The sequence below is a fragment of the Mesorhizobium sp. M4A.F.Ca.ET.090.04.2.1 genome (assembly GCF_003999085.1).
Classification (GTDB): Bacteria; Pseudomonadota; Alphaproteobacteria; order Rhizobiales; family Rhizobiaceae; genus Mesorhizobium.
Genome location: NZ_RZOT01000168.1, coordinates 1 through 10,879 on the forward strand (window position 1 = coordinate 1; position 10,879 = coordinate 10,879).

The following is a 10,879-nucleotide window of genomic DNA, read 5'->3' on the forward strand; positions in this document are numbered from 1 at the left end:
CCCCGCCCATGTCGGTGTTGTGGATGTGACCTCCGGTCCAGGCGACGATCTCGCCGTCGACGAAGACCGGCTTCCACAGATGCGTGTCGGGTGCGTGCGTGGCGACATGGCCCGAATAGGGATCGTTGGTGAAGGCGACGTCTCCAGGTCGGTAGTCGTCGACCATCGCGATCGCGCGGTGGTAGGAAAGTCCGGGATACCACGTGGCGCCGAGTTCCATCGGCACGGCGAAGGTCGCCCCCGCACAGTCCATCAGCATCACGGTGAAATCCTGCGTCTCCTTGACGAAGGCGGAGTGCGCGGTGCGGTGCAGCGTGTGGGCCATGTTTTCGGCGGCCGCGCGGGCGTGGTTCGCCAGAACCTGAAGGTTTGTCCGGTCAAACATGGCGTCACTCCGCGAAGGTCAGCAGAAGGTTGAGGTGGCGGTCGACGCGCGCCTGCGCTCCCGCGGGAATGGCGAAGGTGGTGTCTTCCTGCACGACCACGGCAGGCCCTCGGAAGGTGCTGCCCGGCACCAGGGTCTGCCGCTGGTGGAGGTCGACGGTCTCGACGCTCACGCCGGTGTAGACAGGGAGCCGGCGCGCCGGGATGGCGGCGGCGCCGATCTCGTCTGTCTCCGGGAAGGAGAGTTTCGGCCCCGCGCCTATGGCGGACAGCCGCACGTTCACAAGCTCGATCTCGCCCACGGGGTCGTGAAAATCGTAGAGCTGCTCATGAGTGCGGTGGAAGGCCTGCTTGATTGCCTCCGGGTTGGCGCCCGCCAGCCATTGCGGTGAAAGGACGACCTCGATCTCATAGCTCTGGCCGAGATAGCGCATGTCGCAGGAGAGAGTGAGCTCAGCCGCCGCGTCGTGCCCCTGCGCCGCGAGCCAGTCACGCCCCTCTTGCGCGAGAGCATCGAAGGCCTCGCGAATCTCGGGGAGCGACGCAGCCGTCAGCGGGCTGAAGATGGTGCGTATGAAATCCCCGCGCAGGTCCGCCACCAGCCCGCCCAGCGCCGACACCACGCCGGGGCGGCGCGGCGCCATGACACGTTTCATGCCGAGTTCGCGGGCAAGGAAGGCGCCGAGCATCGGGCCGCCGCCGCCGAAGGGCATGAGCGTGAATTCTCGCAGGTCGACGCCGGCGCGCGAGGCCAGCTTTTCGACCTCGACGAACATCTCCGACACCGCGATGTCGAGGATCGCCTGCGCGGTCTGCTCGACCGGGCGGCCGAGCCGGGCGGCAAGCTCGCCGACCGCGCTATGCGCCAGCCCGGTATCGATCCGGAGCTGGCCATAGGCCATCTCGCTGTGACCGAGCCATCCGCACACCACCATGGCGTCCGTGACCGTCGCCTGCGTGCCGCCACGGCCGTAGCATGCCGGCCCCGGCGTCGAACCCGCCGATTCCGGTCCGACGCGCAGCACGCCCTGCGCATCGACGCTGGCGATCGAGCCGCCGCCGACGCCGATCGAGCTCACCGACACGGAGGGGATGTGGAGCGGAAATTCGCCGATCAGCTCGCCGGTGCCGAACTGCGCCTCGCCGCCGATGATCAGCGCGAAGTCGGCCGAGGTGCCGCCGATGTCGAGGGTCAGCACCTTGTCTTCGCCCCCCTGGCGCGCCAGCCACGAGGCGCCGATGACGCCTGAGGCCGTTCCCGACAAAAGCATGTTGACGCAGGCGCGCTTGCCTTCGGCGGCGTTCATGAGCCCGCCATTCGACTTGGTCAGCATCGGCCGGGCCGGCACGCCACGACGCTTCAGCCGCTCTTCCAGCGCCGTCAGGTAGCCAGAGACGCGTGGATGAACATAGCCGTTGAGGATGGCGGTCGAGCTGCGCTCATATTCGCGGATGACCGGCCAAACCTCGGCCGAGGTGAAGACGAACAGGTCGAACGCAAGACGGGTGATCGCCGCCTTCACCGAGGCTTCCTGCGCGGAGTTGCGCCAGGCATGGAGGAAGGACACGATAATCCCCTGCGCCCCGTTCGCTTTTGCCGCCGTCACCGCACGCTCCACCGCCGCCATGTCCGGTGCCTCGGATTCGCTTCCATCGGCACGCATGCGGGCCGGAATGCCGAACACCATGTCGCGCGGGATCAGCGGATCCGGCCGCGCGCAGAACAGCGAATACATGTCCGGCATGCGAAGCCGCGCCAGCTCGATGACGTCCTCGAAGCCGGCATTGGTGAACAGCGCCAGTGGCGCGCCCTTGCGCTGGATGATGGTGTTGATGCCGACAGTCGTGCCGTGCACGAAGCGCGTCATATGGGTCGGATCGAAACCTTCGCGTTCGCCCAGAAGGGTGAGACCCGTCATCAGCTCGGCGCCCGGGTCCTCCGGCGTCGTCAGCACTTTCAGCGAGGCGACGCGTCCGGAGTTTGCTTCGAGCGCGCAGAAATCGATGAATGTCCCGCCGATATCGACGCCGACCTTCCAGTCGGCTCCGCCTTGCGCCTCATCCCCAATGATGACCCCATCCATGGTTCGTCCCTTCCTGTCTGCCTGCAGAAAGCTGGCACGGCTGGCCGGTCCGGGTCCAAGATGGAAGATGGGCAAACATATAAGGCTTGCTTATGCCTTTGCCCTGCCGCCGCCCAGAACGGCGGAGCAAGCGGCGCGGATCTGGTCGCGCATCATCTCATCGGCCCGTGCAAGGGCGCGTGTGCGCGAGGTGAGCAGCGCGATCGGAAATTCCGGCCCCGCCGCCAGCGGCCTGACGGCAAGCCCGGCAAACTGCTGCCAAGGCAGCAGGGCGTCGACGAGTGCGATGCCGAGACCAGCCTGGACGAAGCCGACGGCGGAGATGGAGACGTCGATCTCGAGCGAGGGCGAAAGCGCCACGCCCTGCGCGCGGGATGCGTGGGCGAGTTCGTCTGCCGGACGGGTGTTTCCGCGATAGGATATCAGCTCCTCTCCGGCAAGATCGGCGAGCGTCAACTCGGTTTTCCTGGCCAACGGATGCCCGGCCGGCAGCAGGCAGGCGAAGCCTACACTGCCGATCACCTCCGCCTCGATATCGGGAGGCAGGCGGTCGTCCAAGGCGACGCCCAGGCTGGCGTCGCCGGCGCGCAGCATGTCGACGATGGCTGCGATCGGCGCCATGTGGGAACGCAGCAGAATGCCTGGATGCTGCGCGCCGAAACTGGTGAAAGCGCGCGGCAATATCGCCATGGCCGGCGGCGGCGAGGCCGCGACACGTACGAGGCCAGCCCGACCCAGGCGCAGGTCGGTGGTCTTGCGCCGCAGGCCCTCCAGCCCCGCCGACAGCCTTTCGGCATCGGCGAAAATCTCAAGCGCGTCCGGCGTCGGCCGCAGCCGTCCCTTGACGCGCTCGAACAGCGTGAAGCCAAGTTCGTCCTCGGTGTGGAGCAGGATCTGGCTGAGCGCAGGCTGGGAGATGTTCAGCATCCGCGCCGCGGCGGTCACGGTGCCGGCGCGCATGACTGCGATGAACACTTCGAGCTGCCGCGCCCGCATTGCCACTCCATAGGTCAAGCTTATGGTTTGCGTCCAAACCCATCTTTGACGCATCGGCGCGGCGCCGACAAGATCCGTCAGAATTCGGGCACTGTTTGCAAGGGGCCGCTATGGATGTGATCGTGCTGGGCGGCGGCCTGATGGGGACGGCTTCGGCCTATTTCCTGGCCAGGCGCGGCGCGCGCGTGACGCTGATCGAGCGCAACCGAATCGGCACCGGGGCAACCGTCGCCTCCTTCGGCAACATCCGCCGCAGCGGGCGCCATCTGTCCCAGCTGCCGCTGGCCCACCGCTCGCTCAGGCTCTGGGGCGAGGCCGATAGGATGCTTGGCCGTGACGTGGAGTTCCGCGCCACCGGACACCTCCGGCTGATCTTCGATAAGGGCGGTCTCGCCGACATGCGGGCCTATGCTCAAGCCGCGCGGCCCTGGGGGCTCGATCTGGAGGAACTGACCCCGCGCCAGATCCGTGCCCGCTTTCCCGGCCTCGGCCACGACGCGATCGCGGCGTCGTTCTCGCCGCGGGACGGCAGTGGCAATCCGCGGCTGATCGCGCCAGCCTTTGCCGAGGCAGCCCGCGGGCTGGGCGCGGAAATCATCGAGGAAGCCGAGGTCGAGAGGATCAGCAGCAATGGCTCCGGCTTCGTCGTCGCCAGTTCAAAAGGGGCGTTCGCCGCCGAGTGTTTGCTGAATGCCGCCGGCGCCTGGGGCGCGCGCATCGCCGCGCAGTTCGGCGAAGAGGTCCCGCTCGACGCCCGCGGCCCGCAGATGGGCGTGACCGAGCCGCTGCCGCACAGAATTCTCCCCGTAGTCGGCATCTGGACCCGCGACAAGGAGTACGGCGCCTATCTGCGCCAGGTCGAGCGCGGCAACATCGTCTTCGGCGGCGCGGCCGAAAGGGCGCCGGTGGACCTCGAACCCGGCCATGCAAAAGCCGACCCCATGCGCCTGCCGTTACAGTTGCGCGCCGTCGCACGGCTACTGCCGGCAATCGCAAAGGTCGCGGTCATCCGCACCTGGTCCGGCTGCGAGGGCTATGTGCGGGATATGCTGCCGGTCATGGGATGCTCGGCGACGACGCCGGGCCTGTTCCACGCCTTCGGCTTCTGCGGACACGGCTTCCAACTCGGTCCGGGCGTCGGCGACGCCATGGCCGAACTCATCACGACCGGCCGTTGCGAAACGCCGCTGGACGATTTCAGAGTCGACCGCTTCAGCCGCGCCTGGAGAAGCAGCAAGGAATCGACGACCACCGATTGCCCTGCAGCCTGAGCGGACGGTAGCGGCTTCGACGCTGTTTTAGGGTCACAGCTCCACTGGCTGAGCATGTCCTTGGTGCTTGTTGAACCGAGGCAGCAGCCCGATGCACAGCACCAGCGCAACAATGATCAGAAGCTGGCTGGCGATGACGGTGGCGAAGGCCTGCGCGATGCCCGTTGGTTCCAACGCCAGATAGAGCGTGCCGAGCGTCGCGACGCCGAGCGCCAGGCCGGACTGCTGCAGCGTGATCAGCACACCGCTGCCGACGCCGGCAAGATGGGAGGGAACGTCGCCCAGAACGGCGCGGAACAGGCCTGAAAACAGCATCGACTGGCCGGCGCCGATCAGCACCAGGGCCGGCGCCAGTTCAACCAGGCTGACCCTCGGCCAGCCGGCTAGCGTGATGCCGATCAGCAATCCCAGGCCGAGCGCCTGGACGATGCCGCCCGCCGCCAGCGCGGCGCGGCCGAAGCGCCCGATCACGCGCGGGCTAACCACCGAGCCTATGAAGAACATGATTGCCATCGGCAGGATGGCCAATCCGCTTTGCAGCGCGTTGGCGCCGAGCCCGTTCTGGACGGTGAGCGCGAAGACGAACATGAAGGCGCCAAAGCCGACGCTGAACACGGTGACCATGGCAAGCCCGCGCGCCATCGAGGGCAGGCTGAGCAGCGAGGGCGGCAGAAGCGGCACCACGCCCCGCGCTTCCGTGGCCTTCTCGATCATGGCGGTGAGCATTGCGAGCATCACGGCGGCGGCCAGCATCGCCTTGGTCCAAGCCGGCCAGCCGAGCGAATGGCCTTCGGTCAGCGGCACCAGCAGGGCCGTCAACGTCGCCGCGAACAGCACGGTGCCGGGCAGGTCGATGCCGGCCGGATGCGGCGAGCGGTTGGCCGGCACGACCAGCCGGGAAGCGAAGAAGACGATGATGCCGAGCGGGATGTTGACGAGAAAGATCGGCCGCCAGGAGGTGCCGAACAGGTCGGCGCTGACCAGCAGCCCGCCGGCGAGCTGGCCGACAATCGCGGCAATGCCCGAGGTCGCGCCGTAAAGCGCGATCGCCCTTGTCTTGCGCTCTCCCGGCAAGGTCGCCTGGAAGGTCGCCAGCACCTGCGGCACCAGCATCGCCGCCGTCGCGCCCTGGAGCAGCCGGGCCGCGATCAGCGCATTGATGGTCGGCGCCAAGCCGCAGGCGAGCGACGCCAGGATAAAGCCGGCAAGCCCTGCGAGAAACACTCTGTGGCGGCCGAAACGGTCGCCGAGCCGGCCGCCCAGCACCAGCATCGCCGCATAGGCCACGCCATACACCGACACCACCAGCTCAAGCGCCGCCGGCGTCGCCTTGAGCGAGGCCTGGATCGTCGGCAGCGCCACATTGACGATGAAGAAATCGGCGATCGGCAGGAAGGCGCCGGCGAGGAGCACATGCACGCCAAGGTCATGCAGCCCGCCGGCGCGGGCCATCGACCGCGCGGAATGCCGGACAGGACCGGCAGATGTCGGATGGGTCACGGGAGTCTCCATATACTTATATGACGATAGTTATGTTTATATAATCATTATGGTTATATACATATTCGCGCGCGGTCTGTAAACTCCACTTCCATGACCAAAGACGATTCTACCGCCCGCAAAGCTCGCCCCTTGACGGTCCGCTGGGCCGACCTGGCCGACCTCATCCTGATCGTTGCGCGTGAGATCCAGTTCCGGGGCTACAGCGACGAGCGCGCCGTGCAGCTGTCGCAGTCGGAGGGCATGGTGATGCGCCACCTCGTCCTGCACGCCTCGGCCACGCCCAGCCAGATCGCGGCCGCGACCGGCCTGCAGCGCACCAATGTGTCGCCGGTGCTGCGAGATCTGGAAACAAAGGGGCTGATCGAGCGGCATGTCGATCCGCAAGACCGCCGCGGCGTGAGTGTCCACCGCACGCGACGCGGAGCGGAAAACTATGCCTTGGTGCGCAAGGAATGGGGCTCCGCCGTCTCCGCCGCCGCCGGAGGCGATACCGCCGGTCTCGACGCCGCGGTCGCGCTTCTCAAGACTATTGAAGCTGGCCTCACCGCGACGCGGCCAAACGTCAGCGACAAGCCGGTGCGAGACCCGGTCCGCCGGCACGACATTTAGCCCCCAGGCTCTTGTGCCGAGATCAAGAAGTTTCCTTGATAACTGCGATGAATTCTGATTGCACCAGGAACGGACTGTCTGGCGGCAGCGGTTGAACATGTCGTGCCGGCCGTGACTCGGGATTGGGAAACATTCGCAGCCATTCTTCGTTCACGGCATTCCGGTCGCCGCTGTCGCGGAGATAGATGTCCACCTTGACGATGTTCTCCACGCTGCCGCCGGCGGCCTCGATGATGGCACGCATGTTGGCAAATAGGTTGGCCGACTGATCCGCCATTTCGGACGGCAAATCGTGCGTGATCGGGTTCACGGCATGAACCGCTCCCGAAAACACCATGCTGCCGATCCGGCAGGCATTGGGAACTGGATGCCGGTGGCTCAGTCCCTTTACCGATATGCTCTTGCGCATCGCTTTGCTGACCTCGCGAGGTGTGTTCGATGAAACGATTGGTATCTTGCGATCCCGGCGCCCGCGTGTGCATCCGCACGGCTATCGTCTCGCGCGCAAGGCCGGGGTCTGGCCCTGCGGCGAAGCGGCACCGATATCGGAACGCAGCGCGGAAGGCTCATAGCTGGAGGTCAGTTGAACTCCGCGCGTCTCAGGCAGCATGAGGGTTGCGGCAAACGCGATGCTGTAGCCCAGCAGTGCGACCAGGCCGATGGCCTCCGCCAGGCCTATATGCTGCGCCAGTATCCCGATCATCGACACAGCCGCCGCGCCGGCCGCCTTACCGAAATTATAGGCGAAGCTCTGACCGCTCGCGCGAATGGCGGAGGGGAAAAGCTCGGTGAAGAATGGCCCCAGCGCAGCATAGTTTCCGATCGTGAAGAAGCCGAACGGCGCGCCGAGGACAATCAGCGGCCAACCCGAGAGCGGCAGGAACATATAGGCGATGGTGATCGACCAGGAGCACAGCAGAAACAGCTGGAACGTCCGCCGCCGGCCCAGGCGATCGGCCAGATATGCGCTCGCCAGGAATCCGAAGAACGAACCGCCGGTCACCACGAAGACATAATATCCCGAGGCGCCCGGCGACAGCTCGCGCACCGTCTTCATGAAGGTCGGCAGCCAGTTGACGATCGCGCCACCGACACCAATCACGCCGAATGCAAGCAACGACGAGAGCACCGTTGTCGGCAATGTTTCCGGCTGGAAGATCGCGCCCAATCCCGGACGATTTCCGGTCTTCTCGACGAGCTCGCGCGTTCTGACGAAGATCTCCGGCTCCTCGAGCTTACGGCGCAGATAGAGAACCAGAAGGCCAGGAAGGACGCCAATCATCAACAGAACACGCCATCCATAGTCCTGGGGAAAATACGCCAGGACCAATCCTGCCAATATGGCGGCCGCGCTCCATCCAACGCCGAAGCCGCTCTGGACCGTTCCGACGGCCTTGCCGCGATGCTCGGCGCGGATGATCTCGCCCATGAGAACCGCGCCGGCGGCCCACTCGCCGCCGAAGCCCAGCCCCTGCAGGATGCGCAGGAACATCAGCTGCTGAAAATCCTGCGCGAAACCAGCAAGGAAGGTGAAGCTGCAGAACCACAGGATCGTGAGCTGCATGATGCGGGCCCGGCCAAAGCGGTCAGCGAGGTAGCCGCAGGCCCATCCTCCAATTGCCGCGGAGAGCAACGTTGCCGTTGCCAGATAGCCAGCCTGTGCCGTCGACATTCCCCAGGCCGCGATGAGAATTGGCAGCACGAAGCTGAAGAGCTGTGCATCCATCGCATCGACGGCCCAGCCGGCAAAACAGCCCCAGAAGGTGTTCCGCTCTCGCTCCGTCAACTCTTTGTACCAAGTGAACATTTCTTCCTCCCGTAGTTTCCTCGCGACGGCCCGCTAAACGACCAATGGTGTGAGGCCTCCGTCCATGGTCAGCGAAGCGCCGGTCACGTATGAGGATCTTGCGCTGGCGAGAAAAAGCGCGGCGTCGGCCACTTCTTCGGCCCGTGCGTAGCGCCGCAGCGGTATCCGCTGCTCATTGAGCCGCAGCAGCTCTTCCGGCGTCTTGCCGGTCATCCTGGATTCCACTTCGAGCGACAATTGCAGACGTTCGGTCATGGTAGCGGCGGGATTGAGCACGTTGACCCTCACGCCCGCCGGCCCCCAGGCAGCCGCGAGCCCCGCCGAGGCGAGCATCAGTGCTGCGTTGGCGGCTCCGCCGGGCAGATGCATGGGTGAGGCGACTTTGCCGCCCGTGCCGACGATGTTGACGACTGTGCCGGCCTGCCTTTGCACCATCAGAGGCAGGACATAGTCCATGACGTTCATGTAGGTGAAGAATTTGGCGTCCATCGCAATGCGCCACTTGTCTGGCGTCAGCTCGTCGGGAGGAACTCGCCTGGCGCCTCCAGCCGAATTGACCAGTGACGCAATCGGGCCCACCTGGTCCTCGACGATGGCGACCATTTGCTTCGCGGCAAGCCCGTCCGACAGATCGGCGGCGAAACTCGCCGCCGACAGGCCATCGGCAGCAAGCTTCGCCTTTGCGGCGTCCAGGTTCTGCTGGCTGCGCGATACGATCACCACGCGGGCACCTTCCCTCGCGAAGGCGCGCGCGCAAGCCAGCCCTATTCCCTTGCTGCCGCCGGTTATCAGGACGACCTTGTCGTCGAGTTCGAGGTTCATTTCAGTGATCCTGTCTCAGGTCATGGACACTATGGACGTTGATCGGGTTCCCCTCGGCGAACGCGACGATCTGGTCAAACGCGTTGCCGTAGGCGAATTCGTAATTGTCCCGTTCAACGTAGCCGAGGTGCGGCGTGCACAGCGCATTGGGAAGCCCGAGCAGGGCATCGGCCGCATCGGTAAGCGGCTCGCGTTCGAAGACGTCGATGGCGGCCTTTCCGGGGCTGCCGCTCTTCAGCGCCGCCACCAGCGCTCCGGGTTGAATCAATTCGGCGCGGCTGGTGTTCACCAGCAATGCGGTCGGCTTCATCAGGGCCAGGTCATCAGGACCGATCGCACCGGCGGTCTCGGCAGTCAGCCGCAGGTGCAAACTGAGAACATCCGACAGCCTGAACAACGTGGCCCTGTCGGAAGCGGTTTTGAAGCCCTCGGACTGGGCGCGGGCAAGCGAGCCTTGGCGGCCCCAAACCAGCACCTCCATGCCGAAGGCCCTGCCGATCTGCGCGACCATCGAGCCCAATCTGCCGAAACCGTAGATGCCGAGAACACGGCCCCTCAGACCAAGCCCGATGGTCGTCTGCCAGTGGCCCTGGCGCAGCGATGCGGTTTCAAACGGGATGTTGCGCATCGCTGCGATGATCAACCCCCAGGTAAGTTCAACCGTGGAATAGGACGGGCGCGCTGTGACCGCGGAGGAAACGATGACGCCGTGCCTGTCGCAGGCGCCCAGATCGATGTGGGGAATGTGGCCGTTCTGGCTGATGAGCTTCAGGTTGGGCAGGCGGCAGAGCAGGTCTTCACCGACCCGGGTTCGCTCGCGCATCAGTACCAGCACATCCGCATCGGACAGCCGGTCCGCCAGGACGTCGATATCCGCGACGATGTCGGTCCAGATGCTGACGTCATGGCCCTCCAGCTTGGAAAAGCAATCCAGCGTGCGAACCACGTCCTGGTAATCGTTGATGATGGCGACGCGCAGTTTTCGCGATGAATTTCTTGTCGCGTTACGCATTGCTGGGCAGGTCCGCTACGGCGACGCCGGAGTCGATCGCCTCGCACTTTGCCTCTTCGAACGCCGACTTCTTCAACGCTTTCGCGAGAACCTCGGCGGCTCGCGCGATCGGGATGAAGCAGACACCGGTTTCGTCGGCGACCACGATGTCGCCCGCCCCTACCCTTATGCCGGCGATCTGGATGTCGCCATTGATCTCCACGGTTTCGATACGCCATTTGCCCGTCGCCGGCGTGACCTCCGTGGCCCAAAGCGGATATCCGACCCGGCGCGAATGCCCGAGGTCGCGAATCCCTCCGAAGACGATTGCTCCGGCTTCCCCCTGCCTCTTTCCCGTCTGGGCCGAAATCCCGCCCATGTTGGAAACGCCGGCGACGCCGTCTATGACGAT

The 10,879-nt window shown here is 65.4% G+C and carries 10 protein-coding genes and 1 pseudogene; 2 read left to right on the plus strand and 9 right to left on the minus strand.

Annotated features, from left to right (window positions below; genetic code table 11):
* The 3 genes from EN781_RS14060 to EN781_RS14070 form a co-directional block, all read right to left on the minus strand.
* Positions 1–385: hydantoinase B/oxoprolinase family protein (locus tag EN781_RS14060; RefSeq protein ID WP_189347569.1), on the minus strand; the 385-nt coding region annotated here is incomplete at its 3' end.
* A gap of 4 nt (positions 386–389) precedes the next feature.
* A complete protein-coding gene (locus EN781_RS14065) occupies positions 390–2,468 on the minus strand; it encodes a hydantoinase/oxoprolinase family protein (protein ID WP_127400072.1) in 2,079 nt (692 codons plus the stop codon).
* Between the two features lie 90 nt (positions 2,469–2,558).
* Positions 2,559–3,464 carry a LysR family transcriptional regulator gene (locus EN781_RS14070; RefSeq protein ID WP_126058819.1) on the minus strand — a complete coding sequence of 302 codons (906 nt, stop codon included), beginning with the start codon at positions 3,462–3,464 and terminating at the stop codon, positions 2,559–2,561.
* A gap of 110 nt (positions 3,465–3,574) precedes the next feature.
* On the opposite strand from EN781_RS14070, the gene EN781_RS14075 reads away from it, so the two are divergent.
* The gene (locus EN781_RS14075; protein ID WP_126058818.1) at positions 3,575–4,735 is read left to right on the plus strand and encodes an FAD-binding oxidoreductase; all 1,161 of its coding nucleotides are present in this window, start codon (positions 3,575–3,577) and stop codon (positions 4,733–4,735) included.
* A 33-nt stretch (positions 4,736–4,768) separates the two neighbouring features.
* Here the strand turns inward: EN781_RS14075 and EN781_RS14080 are convergent, their stop codons facing one another.
* Positions 4,769–6,235 carry an MFS transporter gene (locus EN781_RS14080; RefSeq protein WP_245455424.1) on the minus strand — a complete coding sequence of 489 codons (1,467 nt, stop codon included), beginning with the start codon at positions 6,233–6,235 and terminating at the stop codon, positions 4,769–4,771.
* 93 nt (positions 6,236–6,328) lie between these two features.
* Between EN781_RS14080 and EN781_RS14085 the strand changes: the two genes are divergently transcribed.
* Positions 6,329–6,847 carry a MarR family transcriptional regulator gene (locus tag EN781_RS14085; protein WP_126058817.1) on the plus strand — a complete coding sequence of 173 codons (519 nt, stop codon included), beginning with the start codon at positions 6,329–6,331 and terminating at the stop codon, positions 6,845–6,847.
* Positions 6,848–6,869: 22 nt separating this feature from the next.
* Here the strand turns inward: EN781_RS14085 and EN781_RS14090 are convergent, their stop codons facing one another.
* The 5 genes and pseudogenes from EN781_RS14090 to EN781_RS14110 all read right to left on the minus strand — a co-directional run.
* A complete protein-coding gene (locus tag EN781_RS14090) occupies positions 6,870–7,256 on the minus strand; it encodes a RidA family protein (protein WP_126058816.1) in 387 nt (128 codons plus the stop codon).
* An 81-nt stretch (positions 7,257–7,337) separates the two neighbouring features.
* Positions 7,338–8,654 (minus strand): MFS transporter, encoded by a 1,317-nt coding sequence (locus EN781_RS14095; protein WP_126058815.1) that lies wholly within the window; start codon positions 8,652–8,654, stop codon positions 7,338–7,340.
* Between the two features lie 33 nt (positions 8,655–8,687).
* On the minus strand, positions 8,688–9,476 hold the full coding sequence (locus EN781_RS14100) for an SDR family oxidoreductase (RefSeq protein ID WP_126058814.1): 789 nt from the start codon (positions 9,474–9,476) through the stop codon (positions 8,688–8,690).
* Between the two features lies 1 nt (position 9,477).
* Positions 9,478–10,488 carry a D-2-hydroxyacid dehydrogenase family protein gene (locus EN781_RS14105; RefSeq protein WP_210211266.1) on the minus strand — a complete coding sequence of 337 codons (1,011 nt, stop codon included), beginning with the start codon at positions 10,486–10,488 and terminating at the stop codon, positions 9,478–9,480.
* Positions 10,481–10,879 (minus strand): annotated as a pseudogene (locus tag EN781_RS14110) (RraA family protein); the annotation flags it as partial. The gene EN781_RS14105 and the pseudogene EN781_RS14110, both read right to left, overlap by 8 nt.